The organism is Bacillus sp. LBG-1-113 (genome assembly GCF_020708615.1).
Classification (GTDB): Bacteria; Bacillota; Bacilli; order Bacillales; family Bacillaceae; genus Bacillus; species Bacillus mojavensis.
Map to the genome: position 1 here is coordinate 54437 of NZ_JAJFDG010000002.1, position 15722 is coordinate 70158.

The 15722-nt window shown below is 43.6% G+C and carries 14 protein-coding genes; 9 read left to right on the top strand and 5 right to left on the bottom strand.

Annotation, left to right across the window (positions count from 1 at the left end):
- The first annotated feature begins 58 nt into the window (after positions 1-58).
- The 5 genes from glpD to LJF29_RS06380 all read left to right on the top strand — a co-directional run bounded on the left by glpD (position 59) and on the right by LJF29_RS06380 (position 6058).
- Positions 59-1726 (top strand): glycerol-3-phosphate dehydrogenase, encoded by a 1668-nt coding sequence (gene glpD, locus LJF29_RS06360; RefSeq protein ID WP_229148167.1) that lies wholly within the window; start codon positions 59-61, stop codon positions 1724-1726.
- A gap of 132 nt (positions 1727-1858) precedes the next feature.
- Positions 1859-3604: a phospho-sugar mutase gene (locus LJF29_RS06365; protein ID WP_229147614.1), complete on the top strand. Its 1746-nt coding sequence runs from the start codon at positions 1859-1861 to the stop codon at positions 3602-3604.
- A gap of 146 nt (positions 3605-3750) precedes the next feature.
- Positions 3751-4893, top strand: a complete 1143-nt coding sequence (locus LJF29_RS06370; protein ID WP_229147615.1) for a GAF domain-containing sensor histidine kinase — start codon at positions 3751-3753, stop codon at positions 4891-4893.
- Positions 4890-5537, top strand: coding sequence for a response regulator (locus LJF29_RS06375; protein WP_229147616.1), 648 nt, complete (start codon positions 4890-4892; stop codon positions 5535-5537). Before LJF29_RS06370 ends, LJF29_RS06375 begins: the two co-directional genes overlap by 4 nt.
- Positions 5534-6058: an NADPH-dependent FMN reductase gene (locus LJF29_RS06380; RefSeq protein WP_168747291.1), complete on the top strand. Its 525-nt coding sequence runs from the start codon at positions 5534-5536 to the stop codon at positions 6056-6058. Before LJF29_RS06375 ends, LJF29_RS06380 begins: the two co-directional genes overlap by 4 nt.
- 14 nt (positions 6059-6072) lie before the next feature.
- Here LJF29_RS06380 and LJF29_RS06385 read toward each other — a convergent pair whose 3' ends face one another.
- Complete coding sequence (locus tag LJF29_RS06385; RefSeq protein ID WP_010333534.1) at positions 6073-6315, bottom strand: YhdB family protein; 243 nt, start codon at positions 6313-6315, stop codon at positions 6073-6075.
- Between the two features lie 201 nt (positions 6316-6516).
- On the opposite strand from LJF29_RS06385, the gene LJF29_RS06390 reads away from it, so the two are divergent.
- Positions 6517-6840: a YqzG/YhdC family protein gene (locus LJF29_RS06390; protein ID WP_229147617.1), complete on the top strand. Its 324-nt coding sequence runs from the start codon at positions 6517-6519 to the stop codon at positions 6838-6840.
- A 41-nt stretch (positions 6841-6881) separates the two neighbouring features.
- On the opposite strand, the gene LJF29_RS06395 is transcribed toward LJF29_RS06390, so the two are convergent.
- Both LJF29_RS06395 and nsrR read right to left on the bottom strand, forming a co-directional pair.
- Positions 6882-8315, bottom strand: a complete 1434-nt coding sequence (locus tag LJF29_RS06395; protein ID WP_229147618.1) for a LysM peptidoglycan-binding domain-containing protein — start codon at positions 8313-8315, stop codon at positions 6882-6884.
- Between the two features lie 152 nt (positions 8316-8467).
- Positions 8468-8908, bottom strand: coding sequence for a nitric oxide-sensing transcriptional repressor NsrR (nsrR, locus tag LJF29_RS06400; RefSeq protein WP_229147619.1), 441 nt, complete (start codon positions 8906-8908; stop codon positions 8468-8470).
- Positions 8909-9209: 301 nt separating this feature from the next.
- Here nsrR and spoVR point away from each other — a divergent pair, with 301 nt between their 5' ends.
- A complete protein-coding gene (gene spoVR / locus LJF29_RS06405; protein WP_229147621.1) occupies positions 9210-10616 on the top strand; it encodes a stage V sporulation protein SpoVR in 1407 nt (468 codons plus the stop codon).
- Positions 10617-10646: 30 nt separating this feature from the next.
- On the opposite strand, the gene LJF29_RS06410 is transcribed toward spoVR, so the two are convergent.
- Positions 10647-12023: an alkaline phosphatase gene (locus LJF29_RS06410; protein WP_229147622.1), complete on the bottom strand. Its 1377-nt coding sequence runs from the start codon at positions 12021-12023 to the stop codon at positions 10647-10649.
- A gap of 536 nt (positions 12024-12559) precedes the next feature.
- Here LJF29_RS06410 and LJF29_RS06415 point away from each other — a divergent pair.
- Entirely contained in the window at positions 12560-13561 is a 1002-nt protein-coding gene (locus LJF29_RS06415; protein WP_229147624.1) for a LysM peptidoglycan-binding domain-containing protein, read from the top strand.
- Between the two features lie 69 nt (positions 13562-13630).
- On the opposite strand, the gene citR is transcribed toward LJF29_RS06415, so the two are convergent.
- Positions 13631-14506 carry a transcriptional regulator CitR gene (gene citR, locus LJF29_RS06420; protein ID WP_229147625.1) on the bottom strand — a complete coding sequence of 292 codons (876 nt, stop codon included), beginning with the start codon at positions 14504-14506 and terminating at the stop codon, positions 13631-13633.
- A gap of 108 nt (positions 14507-14614) precedes the next feature.
- Here citR and citA point away from each other — a divergent pair, with 108 nt between their 5' ends.
- Complete coding sequence (gene citA, locus LJF29_RS06425) at positions 14615-15715, top strand: citrate synthase CitA (protein WP_010333542.1); 1101 nt, start codon at positions 14615-14617, stop codon at positions 15713-15715.
- Positions 15716-15722 lie beyond the last annotated feature (7 nt).

Genomic DNA, 15722 nt, shown 5'->3' on the forward strand with positions numbered 1-15722 from the left:
GCACTTTGGCTGTTGTGGTCTCTTTTTCTATTTACCGTGACAACAAGGAGGAAACGTAATAATGAAAAATCAATTTTCAAGTCTTGAGCGGGATCGCATGCTGACAGACATGACGAAAAAAACATATGATCTATTTATTATCGGAGGAGGAATTACAGGAGCAGGTACAGCTCTTGACGCGGCATCAAGGGGAATGAAGGTCGCACTCAGCGAAATGCAGGATTTCGCGGCTGGAACATCAAGCAGATCAACAAAATTGGTTCATGGCGGCTTGCGCTATTTAAAACAATTTGAAGTGAAAATGGTCGCTGAGGTAGGGAAAGAGCGGGCGATTGTCTATGAAAACGGCCCGCACGTCACCACACCGGAATGGATGCTGCTTCCGTTTCATAAAGGCGGCACATTCGGTTCTTTCACAACCTCTATCGGTTTAAGAGTTTATGACTTCTTAGCCGGCGTAAAAAAATCAGAACGCAGAAGTATGCTTTCAGCAAAAGAAACGCTGCAAAAAGAGCCTTTGGTGAAAAAAGACGGCTTAAAAGGCGGCGGCTACTATGTTGAATACCGCACTGACGATGCGAGACTGACAATCGAAGTCATGAAGGAAGCGGTCAAATTCGGGGCAGAGCCTGTGAATTATTCCAAAGTGAAAGAACTCCTTTACGAAAAAGGCAAAGCAGTCGGTGTATTAATTGAAGACGTTTTGACCAAAAAAGAATATAAAGTATATGCGAAAAAAATCGTCAATGCGACAGGCCCTTGGGTAGACCAGCTTAGAGAAAAAGACCATTCTAAAAACGGAAAGCACCTTCAGCATACAAAAGGTATTCACCTTGTATTTGACCAATCTGTCTTCCCTCTGAAACAGGCGGTATATTTCGATACACCGGACGGCCGCATGGTGTTTGCTATTCCTCGTGAAGGCAAAACATACGTCGGCACAACCGATACCGTTTACAAAGAGGCGCTGGAGCATCCGCGCATGACAACTGAGGATCGTGATTACGTCATCAATTCAATTAATTACATGTTCCCGGAACTGAATATTAAAGCGGATGATATCGAATCAAGCTGGGCTGGCCTGCGTCCGCTCATTCATGAAGAAGGAAAGGATCCTTCCGAGATTTCACGCAAAGATGAAATTTGGACGTCAGATTCAGGCTTGATCACTATTGCCGGCGGTAAGCTGACCGGGTACAGAAAAATGGCGGAGCACATTGTCGATCTTGTTCGTGATCGGTTAAAAGAGGAAGGCGAAAAGGACTTCGGCCCATGCAAAACAAAAAACATGCCGATTTCAGGCGGGCATGTCGGAGGATCTAAAAACCTTGCATCCTTTGTGACAGCGAAAACGAAAGAAGGCATTGAAGCCGGCTTATCAGAAAAAGATGCGAAACAGCTGGCTATCAGATACGGCTCCAACGTAGAGCGTGTCTTTAATCGAGTCGAGGCGCTGAAAGACGAGGCGGTGAAGCGAAATATCCCGGTTCATATCCTTGCCGAAGCGGAATACAGCATTGAAGAAGAATTGACTGCAACGCCTGCTGACTTCTTTGTCCGCAGAACAGGACGTTTATTTTTTGATATTAATTGGGTAAAAACATATAAAGACGCCGTTATTGATTTTATGAGCGAGCGATTCCAGTGGGATGAGCAGACGCAAAATAAACATACAGAAAACCTCAACAAGCTATTACACGATGCGGTTGTGCCGATCGAGCAATAAAAAAAACGGGCTGTCTGCAGCCCGTTTTTTCTTTTATGAGCCAGAAAGCGCCAGTCTCAAGATATCAAGTGACAGGGGCGCTCTCTTCATATTAAAATAATGGCATATGGCTAATACATAGGAGGACGAATTATGACTTGGAGAAAGAGCTATGAACGTTGGAAACAGACAGAAAATTTAGATCCTGAATTAAAAAAGCTCCTCACTGAATTAGAGGGAAATGATCAGGCTCTTGAGGACTGCTTCTATAAAAACCTTGAATTCGGAACTGGGGGAATGCGTGGAGAAATTGGCGCCGGTACGAATCGGATGAATATTTACACGGTGCGCAAGGCATCAGCGGGATTCGCGGCATACATCTTGCAGCAGGGTGAGGAAGCAAAAAAACGGGGCGTTGTCATTGCGTATGATTCCCGCCATAAATCACCGGAGTTTGCGATGGAAGCGGCAAAAACACTTGCTACACAAGGCATCCAAACGTACGTATTTGATGAGCTTCGCCCGACGCCAGAGTTGTCATTCGCTGTCAGACAATTGAACGCTTATGGGGGAATTGTTGTGACGGCGAGCCATAACCCGCCTGAATACAATGGATACAAAGTGTACGGTGATGATGGCGGCCAGCTTCCTCCGCGGGAAGCAGACATCGTCATTGAGCAGGTAAACGCCATCGAAAATGAGCTGACAATTACAGTTGACGATGAAGAAGCGCTAAAAGAAAAAGGCTTAATCAAGATCATCGGTGAAGAAATTGATAAGGTCTATACTGAAAAACTGACATCTATTTCCGTTCATCCTGAGTTATCCGGAGAAGTGGATGTGAAAGTGGTTTTCACTCCGCTGCATGGAACCGCAAACAAACCGGTCAGACGCGGACTCGAAGCTCTTGGTTATCAAAATGTCACGGTTGTGAAGGAACAGGAACAGCCAGATCCGGACTTTTCAACTGTAACATCTCCGAACCCGGAAGAGCATGCTGCATTTGAATACGCTATTAAGCTTGGCGAAGAACAAAATGCAGATATTCTTATCGCAACAGATCCAGATGCGGACCGCCTTGGCATTGCGGTGAAAAATGATGAAGGCGAATATACAGTGCTGACAGGAAACCAAACCGGCGCGCTGCTGCTTCATTATTTGCTTTCTGAAAAGAAAAAACAAGGAATCCTGCCTGAGAATGGCGTCGTTCTCAAAACAATCGTAACAAGTGAAATCGGACGCGATGTCGCATCTTCATTCGGACTCGATACGATTGATACACTGACAGGCTTTAAGTTTATCGGTGAAAAGATTAAAGAATACGAAGCCTCAGGCAAGTACACCTTCCAATTCGGGTATGAAGAAAGCTATGGTTATTTAATCGGTGATTTCGCCCGCGACAAGGATGCCATTCAAGCCGCGCTTTTGGCAGTTGAGGTTTGCGCGTTCTATAAGAAACAAGGAACGTCATTATATGTAGCGTTAATGAATATCTTCAAAGAATATGGATTTTATCGTGAAGGACTGAAATCACTGACACTGAAAGGAAAACAGGGAGCGGAGCAGATTGAAGCGATTCTTGCTTCCTTCAGACAAAATCCGCCGAAAACAATGGCCGGTAAACAGGTTGTAACAGCCGAGGATTACGCTGTAAGCAAACGGATGGTTCTGACGGAAAATAAAGAAGAAGCCATCGACCTGCCAAAATCAAATGTGCTGAAATACTTCCTGGAAGACGGATCTTGGTTCTGCCTCCGTCCTTCTGGTACTGAGCCGAAGGTCAAATTTTATTTCGCTGTAAAAGGAACATCTCTACAAGACAGCGAACAGCGCCTTGCCGCTCTTTCTGACGATGTCATGAAGACAGTTGACGAAATTGTCGAAGCAACAGCAAAATAATTCAAAAGAAGCTGGATCATGCAGTGTGATCCAGCTTTTTTCTATTCTCATCCAAAAGTCTGAAAGAAAATCATCCGTCATGCGAAGTAACAATATTCGAAAAACTGGTATAATCTTAGATAATAACCATAGCCGGAGTGAGAGACGTGACCAAACCGAGGATGGAAAAATTAAGAACGCTGAAAACCATTGCGGAGACTTTAAATCAAGGACACGATGTCAAAGCAACGCTGAATGAAGTTTTAAAAGAATTGCTGAGCTTAACGAATCTTCAGTCTGGATGGATCTTTCTCATTGAAGAGGACGGTTCCTATACGTTAGCCGCAGACGCATACCTGCCGCCTGCTTTAAGCCGCAGGGAAAAAGTGCTGATGTGTGAGGGGGAGTGCTATTGCCTGACGAAATTCAATAACGGCGGACTTAGAAAAGCAGCCAATATTATGAACTGTAAACGCATAGAATCAGCTGAAGAGCTGCATTGTTTTGACACAGAAGGGATTACCCATCATGCGACCGTTCCCTTAGAAGATGGAGACAGACGGTTTGGTTTATTAAATGTGGCGGCGGCCGGAAAAACACTTTTTGATGAGGAGGAGCTTCATTTGCTGGAGGCCGTTGCTTTTCAGATCGGAACGGCAATACAGCGGATGAGGCTTGCTGAATACGAACAAAAAAACGCTCTTTTAATGGAGCGGAACCGTCTCGCTCAGGAGCTGCATGATTCAGTCAACCAGATGCTGTTTTCCGTCAGTTTAACTGCCAAAGCGGCAAAGACATTAACACAGGACGAGACCCTGCAGCAAATGATTGATTTTATTCAAACTTTATCGCAGGATGCTCTGGCTGAAATGAAGTCCTTAATCTGGCAGCTTCGCCCCGGAGGATTAGAAAAAGGGCTGGCTGAAGCCATTAAAAGCTACGGCACACTGATCGGATTGAATGTCGTCTTTACACAAAACGGATGTCCGGTCCTTCGTGATGAAGAGGAGCATATGCTGTGGCGTGTCGCGCAGGAAGCCCTCAATAATTGCAAAAAGCATGCCGGGACTGATACGGCATATGTCCGAATGGCTTCTTCTTCGTCCTATGCAGAACTGGATATTATCGATCATGGGACAGGGTTTTGTTATGAAGCGCACGCCGGACTGCCTTCACTTGGCATCAAAGGAATGAAAGAGCGGGCAGAAAATGCCGGCGCGGAATTTTCCATTGAATCAGAACTTGGAGCGGGCACGAAGCTGTCCGTCAGGCTTCCGCTTACCAATCAGAAAGGAAGGACAGTGAGATGAGAATTGTCATTGCGGATGATCACCATGTTGTCCGGAAGGGGCTTCGTTTTTTCTTTGCCACCAAGGAAGACATTGACGTTGTCGGAGAAGCGGCAACCGGAATTGAGGCCCTCCGTGTCATTGAAGAAACAAAGCCGGATCTCGTGCTGATGGATCTGTCGATGCCGGAAATGGATGGAATAATGGCAACAAAAAAAGCAGTACAGCAATTTCCCGGCGTGCATATCATCATACTGACGAGCTACTCTGACCAGGAGCATGTCATCCCTGCGCTTCAGGCAGGAGCGAAGGCGTATCAGCTGAAGGATACAGAGCCGGAGGAATTGGTGAAAACATTGAGACAGGTCTATTCAGGCGAATACATGCTGTCTTCAGCTATTATGCCCCATGTGCTGACACATATGAAAAAACAGAATGAACCCGAAAAAGAAAAATATTATCAATTAACCCGGCGGGAAAGAGATGTGCTAAATGAAATTGCTTGCGGAAAAAGCAATAAAGAAATCGCGGCGTCGTTGTTTATTTCAGAAAAAACAGTAAAAACTCATGTGTCTAATCTTTTAGCAAAGCTTGAGCTGGCGGACCGCACACAAGCGGCGCTATTTGCAGTGAAATACAACCTGAATGGAGAGATCACCAAATGAACATATTAGTCATGAGCGGCTCGCCGAGAAAACATGGCAGGACAAGAGTTGCGGCAGCCTTTATATCATCTCTGTATCACACGGATTTGATTGATTTAAGCGAATTTATATTGCCGTTATTTAACGGTGAAGCCGACCAGGCTGAACTTATGCGGGTACAGGAGCTGAAGCAGCGTGTCAGCGAAGCGGATGCGATTGTATTACTATCTCCTGAATATCACAGCGGCATGAGCGGAACTTTAAAAAATGCACTGGATTTTTTAAGCAACGAACAATTCAAATATAAGCCAGTAGCACTTTTGGCAGCAGCAGGCGGCGGAAAAGGCGGAATCAATGCGCTGAACAATATGAGAACCGTGATGCGGGGCTTATATGCCAATGTCATTCCGAGGCAGCTTGTGCTTGATCCGGTAACAATTGATGTGGAAAATGCAACAGTAACAGAACACATGGCGGTCAGCATAAAAGAGCTGATGGAAGAATTGCACATGTTCGCAAATACAGGAAACCCCGGCGTCTAACCCCGGGGTTTGTTTTATGTGAGAAGCGTTAATTGATCCTCATATGTCAGCTCAGTGGCATGGTCAATATAGCGGAGAAGAGAATACAGCACCTTTTCTAATACAGCATAATCCTGTTCAAAATGGTATGCATGCAAAAAGTGCTCAATTCGTTTTGATAACAAATCATCCTCTGTCCGCACCATTAAAATTAATAAGTTATCCCACTGGGAACGATGGGTGTAATACAGTGCTTTGTCATAATCAGCATAATCCATGTCAACCGCTTCTCCTTTCCTGTGTGAGAAGTTCAGGATTAGTTTATGCCGTATCAGCTGTTATTGACGGTGCAAAACTTGGTGTCTGCGTCAGAACTGGGGTAGCAATATGAGGGAGACATAAAATGAAAATGTCTGAATGAAGAAAGCGGTTTTGGAAAACCTAAGAGGAAAATAATCTGGGTACAGGAGACTGAACACATGAAATCTCTGCCGTATACGATTGCGCTTCTTTTTTGCGGACTAATCCTCGTATCAATGGCTGCAAAAGGGCATTCAGAAAACATGAACGAGTCTGTTCAAAAGTGGGAACAGCTCGCTTGGAGTAAAATTCAAGATGAATATAAAGGGGCTTCTTTTTCCGATTACGCCTATATGGGGCGGACCGAGGTGAATGACCAGCAGACAAAGGATGTTTTTCGGGTGACCGTCAGCCAGAATGACGAAACATTTTCCGTGCGAGCTGAAGTATATTTTCACCCTGTGACAAAACATATGATCAGCATCAATGTGTTTCGTCTTTAATAAAAAACTGTACAGCCGACAAAGGCCATACAGTTTCATTTTTAGAAATAACGCTTTGCACCGAGGTAGCGCTGTTTCCAGTATGAGTTGTTCATATTTGAAATGACAACCCCGGAGTCGTTGGCATTAATGAATTCCCCGTTTCCAAGGTAAATCCCGACGTGAGAAGGACCGGCTTTGTATGTCGAAAAGAAGACAAAGTCTCCGACTGCAGGCTGGCTGACAGATTTCATGGTATTCCAGTAGCCGGCCGCCGTTAATCTGGACACAGATGTGACTTTGTTTAGCGCATAGTAAATGAATCCGCTGCAGTCAAATCCGGCCGGTGTCGTTCCTCCCCAGCGATATGGAACGCCAAGCTGCTCCTTAGCGGCCGCGATCATTTTGTTAATCTTCGCGCTGGTTGAGATGGTGCTGCCTGAAGATCCGGAACTTGAAGAAGGGGATGAAGCTTTGCCTGTAATCGTGAGCTTCTGGCCGATTTGTAAAACATCGGTTTTCAAGTTGTTTTTCTCCCGAATCTGCTGGGCTGTCACATTGAACTTTTGAGCGATTACCCATAAGGAGTCACCGCTCTTCACCGTATATGTAGTCGTCGTGGTGCCGGAGCTGGAATTTGACGAAGACGGTGATGTTGATGTGCCGGAAGATGATTTGCCGGTCAGCTTTAGCACTTGTCCAACGTACAGAACGTCTGATTTCAGATTGTTGCTGTTTCGGATTTGCTGTACAGTCAGGTTATATTTGTTTGCGATTTTCCAAAGTGAGTCTCCGCTTTTTACGGTGTACTTCGTTGTTGCTGACGCTGATTGATTCGATTTGGATGAATTGTCTTTGGATGACGAATGAGAACCCGCTGATTTTGTTTTTAACACTTGATTCACATAAATGGTATCTGATTTCAAATTGTTCAGTACCTTCAATTCAGCGATGGACATATTGACTTTGTTTGCGATTTTCCAAAGCGAATCACCAAGCTGCACTTTGTAAGTGCCAGTCTTAGCTGAAGGGCTTGAGCTCGATTTGGAGCTGCTTGAAGTGCCGGAACTTGAATGTGAAGAAACTTTTCCGGATACTTTTAATTTCTGGCCTGCACGAATCATGTCGCTGTTCAATCCGTTTAACTTTTTCAGTTCTTGTACCGACATCTTATACTCATTGGCAATCAGCCATAGTGAATCGCCATTTTTCACTGTGTAAACAGCATTTCCGCTCTTCTTTTTTGACCCTGAAGAAGATGATGAAGTGTCGGAGTTGCTGCCTGGAATGGTAAGCGTCTGGCCAATTGACAGGACGGTCGTCGAAAGATGGTTGGCGGATGAAATGGCTGCTACACTTGTGTTATAGGTTTGCGCCAGCTTCCATAAGGAATCTCCGCTTTTGACTTTAATCGTTGCTGCTTCAGCGGGTGTAATCGCTAATGTTGAGCTGACAATCGCGGTTGCTGTCAGCCCTGCTGCTAATTTTTTTTTCATCTGAGCTCTCCTTTTTCCCCCAATGATTTTGAATATGCTGTTTCTTTTTTATATCGGCAGATTCATCTCATCGTTTTGCTTTTTTAAAAAATCAGTCACATTTTCTTAACAGAACGCATGTAAAAAGGCATAAAAAAAGAAGGAATCATCAATTATTCCTTCATTTTCAAAAGCTGCATAATCTCCTCTTTGTTTTTGACAAGGTCTCGCAGTGTGTATCTGTTTAAAACGGCAAGATAGGCCATAAGCGCTTCATTAAGCACGTGTTTTAAGCCGCACACCGGAGAAATAATACAGAGATTTCTATTCGCATCAAAACATTCAACAATATTAAAATCGTCTTCTGTTTTTCTGACGACCTCCCCGATATTAATGTCTTCAGGATCCATGCCTAAACGTATGCCGCCGCCTCGTCCGCGTATCGTTTCCACGTATCCGAGCTGACCGAGCCTATATATGACTTTCATGAGATGATTTTTTGAAATAGAATACGTTTCGGCGATCTGTTTTATATTTGAAAGTTCTCCGGGACGTTCTGCAGCCAGAAAAATCAAAACTCGTAATGAATAATCTGTATAATTTGTTAACTTCATATTAAGACCTCGGAATAAGACATTTTCTATATCTTATCACAATCTATTATAAAATGAAAAAAAAGGAATTTTCCTTTTAATAGAAGCTGAGCATACGATTTTCTTAGTGCATGTCATTCGGAGGATTTTGTTTTGAACGGTTTTTCGTAATCAACTTCATCTTTTGAATGTTGCGTTCAATGACACATTCGGCAAACAGGTTAGTGTGCCGGGCACGTTTTTGTCAGGCAGAAATGTGACTTATCATCTTTTGTCAGGCGGGCTCATACATTATAGATAAGTCCAAGTAGGGGGGATTCGGTTGAACGCGGAGGAGAAAAAGGGATTACAGCGGGCGATTGAGGAAATTACTGAAGTAGCAAAAGGATTCGGCCTTGATTTCTATCCGATGAGGTATGAAATCTGCCCGGCTGAAATTATTTATACATTCGGCGCGTACGGGATGCCGACGAGATTCAGCCACTGGAGCTTCGGGAAACAGTTTCACAAAATGAAACTGCATTACGACCTTGGATTAAGCAAAATTTATGAGCTTGTCATTAACTCAGACCCATGCTACGCCTTTTTGCTGGACAGCAATTCACTGATTCAAAATAAATTGATTGTCGCCCACGTTCTCGCCCACTGTGACTTTTTCAAAAACAACTGCCGCTTCCAAAACACGAAGCGTGACATGGTGGAAAGCATGGCAGCCACGGCGGAGCGGATTAAGCATTATGAACGCATTCATGGAATACAGGAAGTAGAGGCCTTTTTAGACGCGATTCTTTCAATCCAGGAGCATATCGATCCGTCTTTGGTGCGTCCGAAGCTCCAGTGGAGTGTGGATGATGAGGAAGAAGAGTGTGAGGAAATGTCTACGCCGTACGATGATCTATGGAATTTAGATGAGAAGAAACCGAGAAAACAATTGAAAAAATCAAAAAAACCTTTCCCGCCTCGGCCCGAAAAAGATATTCTGCTTTTTATTGAGGAGCATTCAAGGGAACTTGAGCCGTGGCAGCGTGATATTTTGACGATGATGAGAGAAGAAATGCTTTATTTCTGGCCTCAGCTGGAAACGAAGATAATGAATGAAGGATGGGCTTCATACTGGCATCAAAGAATTATCCGGGAGCTTGATTTAACCTCTGATGAAGCGATAGAGTTCGCCAAGCTGAATGCCGGGGTTGTCCAGCCGTCAAAAACGGGAATCAACCCTTATTATTTGGGACTGAAGATTTTTGAAGATATTGAGGAACGGTATAACAATCCGACTGAGGAAATGAAGAAAATGGGCCTCAAGCCGAACGCGGGCCGGGAAAAAATGTTTGAAGTCAGAGAGATTGAATCAGATATCTCATTCATCCGCAATTATTTAACAAAAGATTTAGTGATGCGCGAGGACCTTTACTTGTTCCAAAAGCAGGGCAGAGACTACAAAATCGTCGATAAAGAGTGGGAGGCTGTGCGCGACCAGCTTGTGAGCATGCGGGTAAACGGTGGGTTTCCGTATTTGACTGTAGACGACGGGGATTATTTGAAAAATAACGAGCTCTTAATTAAGCATTGGTATGAGGGCATAGAACTGGATTTGAAATACTTGGAGAAAGTGCTTCCTTATTTATACCAGCTGTGGGGAAGAAGCGTGCATATCGAATCCGTGCTGGAGGATAAGCAAGTGATGTTTTCGTATGACGGAAAAGGGGTTCACCGCAGGTATTTATAAGAAAAAAGGATGCAGCGATCTGCATCCTTTTTATTTTCCTGCTTTCAAAATCCTAAACATGATTTTTGCCTGGTCGGTATTGTTGATCAGTCCGCTGAATTTCTCTTTTCCGGGGCCGTACGCGTATACCGGCACTTCTTCACCGGTATGATCGGTACTGGTCCAGCCGCTGTTAGAACGGGTGTTGAAAATCTTGATGATGGCTTTGTATGCGCCTTTGCTTTTGTCAGCTTGTGAAGCGGCTTCAACGCTTTTGATTTCTTCACGTGTAAAATCCAGATCTGTATAGCGGGCCAGCACATCTTTGACAGGTTTGCCTTCGCTGATTTTTTTGGCCATAAATTCAGGTGTTTTTTTCGCGGCCAATATAGGCTCCGCATGCCAATTTTTTTCACCGTTTGCCCCAATGGTAAATCCGCCTGTCGTATGATCAGCAGCTGCTATCACCAGTGTATGTTTATCTTTTTTCGCGAATTCAATGGCAGCTTTATACGCCTGTTCAAAATCTCTTATCTCGCTCATGGCTCCGACAGTATCATTGTCATGAGCGGCCCAGTCAATTTGGCTGCCTTCGACCATCAAGAAAAATCCTTTTTTATTTTGATTCAGCCGGTCAATTGCTGAAACAGTCATATCTTTCAGGGATGGGGTTTTGCTGTCGCGGTCGAGCGCTTTATCAAGCCCTCCGTCTGCAAAAAGCCCGAGCACCTGCTGATCTTTATTTTTCTTCAGCGCTTGTTTTGTTGTCACATAGCTGTAGCCCGCTTGTTTAAATTCTTTCGTTAAATTTCTGTCCTTGCGGGTAAAGTAGGATTTTCCGCCGCCAAGCAAAACGTCAATTTTTTGTTTGCCTTTTATTTTATCATCCATATAGCTGTTGGCGATTTGGTTCATGTTTTTCCGGGATTCATTGTGGGCGCCGTATGCTGCGGGTGTGGCGTGGTTAATTTCAGAAGTTGCGACAAGCCCTGTCGACTTGCCTTGCTGTTTGGCTTCTTCAAGTATTGATTTTACTTTTTTTCCGTTTTTATCGACGCCAATTGCATTGTTATATGTCTTAACGCCTGTCGCTAATGCTGTTCCGGCTGCTGCTGAATCTGTAATATTATAGTCAGGGTCATCCGGATGCGTCATCATCATACCTGTCAGGTTCCGGTCAAATTCAGTTAACGCCGGGTTGTTCGGTGTTTCACCGTTATTTTTCAAGGAACGGTAGGCGTTTATGTATGATGCTCCCATGCCGTCACCAATCATCACAATGACATTTCTGATCTCATCTTTGTTTTGTTTTTTGGCGCTTGCTTTTTCGGTCTGCTGCAGCTCTGCACCGGCGAATATACCGGCTGTAAGCACGGAAACAGCTGCGACTGGCAGCAATTTTGATTTCATTTTTTGAAACAGGCTCATTTTCTTGCAGGCCTCCTTTAATTTGTTCTGCTTATTACGATAGGGAATGTTTGTAAAGTGCGGCAGTTGATCCTGTAAATATTCAGTAAAGGATTGTGATGAATATAAAATGGCTGTTCCGTTATCTTGCCTTTCTTTTATCAAAGCATTCATTTTTCCAGAAAAATCTTTACCACATGTTTGATGCGTGATATGGTTGTTTAAATAAAAAAACTGCGAATAATCGCAGTTTTTATCGAATGCTATCAGTCTCTCATTCTTCCGCTATGTTCTAAATACCTAAATCCCCTTCAATTATTTCCTAATTGTTGATAAAGTGCCCAAATAACATGACAAAAGCACTCGTTTTTTGTCACCTTTGAAACGAAAATGAAATATTTAATACCCTTAAAAACTTTTTTTGAAAACGAATAATTAAGAAATTTGTCACGTGAAGTCAAGACTATTTCTATTGGGAATACAACCTTATAATAGAAAACAAGATGATTAATTAAAAAAAGAGATAAACATAGATATACATATTTAGGGAGGAAAACATGAAAAAGCAAATCATTACAGCTACAACAGCGGTTGTTTTAGGATCGACTTTATTTGCAGGAGCGGCATCTGCACAAAGCGTCAAGGTAAAAAAAGGCGACACGTTATGGGATCTTTCAAGAAAATACGGCACGACAATAAGTAAAATTAAATCAGAAAACAAGCTTCATTCCGATATCATTTACGCAGGACAGACTTTATCCATTAACGGTAAATCGACAGCATCAAGTTCAAAAAGCAGTTCATCTTCTTCTACATACAAAGTAGTGAGCGGCGACAGCCTTTGGAAAATTTCCAAAAAATACGGCATGACGATCAATGAACTGAAAAAACTGAATGGCTTAAAATCAGATCTTCTCCGTATCGGACAAGTTCTGAAAGTGAAGGGCTCAAGCAGTTCAAGCAGTTCAAACTCATCAAACGTGTCTACGTCTGCAACTTCTACATACAAAGTAGTGCGCGGCGACAGTCTATCTAAAATCGCGAAAAAATACGGTACAACGGTTAGCAAATTAAAGAGTCTCAATGGCTTAAAATCAGATTTAATCTATGTCGGACAAGTATTGAAGGTGAAAGGAACAGGTTCAAAAACTGTAACTTCATCTAAGCCTTCGTCCAGCTCAAGCAGCAAAGTATCATCTACATCACTTAACGTAAGCAAACTGGTCTCTGATGCAAAAGCGCTAACTGGAACGCCGTACAAATGGGGCGGAACAACAACTTCCGGTTTTGACTGCAGCGGATTCATTTGGTACGTATTAAACAAACAAACAAGTGTGGCAAGAACGAGCACTGCGGGATATTGGAGCTCCATGAAGAGCATTGCCAGCCCGTCTGTCGGTGATTTCGTATTCTTTACAACATATAAATCCGGCCCTTCTCACATGGGGATTTACGTTGGAAACAACAGTTTCGTTCATGCAGGATCTGACGGCGTACAAATCAGCAGCCTGAACAACAGCTACTGGAAGCCTCGCTACCTCGGTGCGAAAAGATTCTAATTTTACAAAGTAACCCGTTCATAGAACGGGTTTTTTTCATTAGACGGAGCATCTTTGTTTTGGTTACATCTAAAAATGAAAATGTGATAAAAAGTCCAAAAACTTTTTTTCCTTCTTATTTTCATAAAGGGCGATCGCATAAGCACCGGCATAGGGCAGCTGCACAGAATGGTAAGGGATTCTGATCATCTGTTTCTCCTCTAATTCGCGCTTTACTGTAGATAAGGGGAGGAATGAAACGCCAAGTCCTTCTTTTATAAACCGTTTCGTTATATGGGTTTGTGTGACTTTCATTGTCCTCACAAAAGGAAGGGTCACTCTGACTTGACGGAGTAAGTCGTCCCAGTAGTCAGGATGATTGTGGGTCAAAAGCAGGTACTGCTCAATCACCTCTTTGGCATCAATTTCTTCGTCTGCTGTGAAGCGCCGATCAGGAGGCGCAACGAGGACGACTGGGTCCTTATATAAACAGTGGCATGTTAAAGAAGAAGACTGGACTTTTAAACAGCTCAGTCCGATATCCGCCTCGCCAGATTTAATCAGAGACGAGATTTCTGCCGATTCAAAAATCTTCACTGCAATTTCTGTTTCAGTATTCATTGATGTGTATCGTTTCATAACAGATGGAAGCACAGTATCGGCAATAAGCGGCGAAACCGCGAGCTGTAAGGTTTGAGAGTAGCCTTGTCTTACTCTGTGGAGCTCTGCCATGCTGTTTTCATAGTCATCAAGCAGCCTCAGTGCAAACGGCAAATAAGCCCTGCCTTCATCGGTTAACTGAATCTGTCTGCCTTTTCGCTCGAACAGCTTGCAGCTGATTTCTTTTTCTAATTGCTTGATATGTACAGTTACAGTGGGCTGAGATAAAAAAAGCGTTTCCGCTGTTTTTCTGAAGTTTTCATATTTCGCAGCGGTCACAAAGGTGTGAAGCCATTTGAAATCCATTTCCATTCTCCCTCTGATTAATATTTTTAATTAATTCCCTTTAAAATATTCAATATTTTTTAAATATTATATTTACTATAATAACAGAAAAGGATAGGGGGAATACAAATGGTACATTACGGATTAAAGGGAATTACATGTGTGGACACATCAATCAGCCATATTGACGGCGAAAAAGGGCGCCTTATCTACAGAGGGCATCATGCAAAAGACATTGCGCTGCAACACAGCTTTGAAGAAGCCGCTTACTTGATTTTATTTGGAAAACTGCCGGCATCAGATGAATTACGGATATTTGAAGAAAAGCTGATCGCGGAGCGAAACCTGCCTGGCCGCATTGAAAGTTTGATTCAGTCGCTGCCTAATAACATGGACGACATGTCGGTGCTGAGAACGGTTGTTTCAGCATTAGGGGAAAATACGTACACGTTTTATCCAAAAATAGAAGAAGCGATTCGGCTGATTGCCATCACGCCGTCTATTATCGCTTACAGAAAACGCTGGGTGCGCGGCGAGCAAGCCATTGAGCCATCTTCCCAGTACGGACATGTTGAAAACTATTATTATATGCTCACAGGTGAACAGCCTTCAGAAGCAAAAAAGAAAGCGCTTGAAACATATATGATTCTGGCCATGGAGCATGGCATGAACGCATCAACTTTTTCGGCACGGGTTACTTTGTCTACAGAGAGTGATTTGGTATCGGCCATTACCGCGGCGCTTGGCACGATGAAAGGCCCGCTTCATGGAGGGGCTCCTTCTGCTGTAACAAAAATGCTTGAAGACATTGGAGAAAAAGCGAATGCTGCAGCGTATTTGACAGCAAAGCTTGAAAAAGGAGAACGCCTGATGGGATTTGGGCACCGCGTGTATAAGACGAAAGATCCGCGGGCAGAAGCTTTGAGACAGAAAGCTGAAGAGGTTGCAGGCGATGACCGTGATTTGGATCTGGCGCTGCATGTGGAGGCAGAAGCGATTCGTTTGCTGGACATCTACAAACCGGGCCGCAAGCTGTACACAAACGTTGAATTTTATGCAGCTGCTGTCATGAAGGCGATTGATTTTGATGATGACTTGTTTACACCGACGTTTTCAGCAAGCCGAATGGTAGGCTGGTGCGCACATGTGCTGGAGCAAGCAGAAAACAACGTGATTTTCCGTCCGTCAGCTAAATATACAGGGGCTATTCCTGAAGAAGTACTTTCATAACATATTT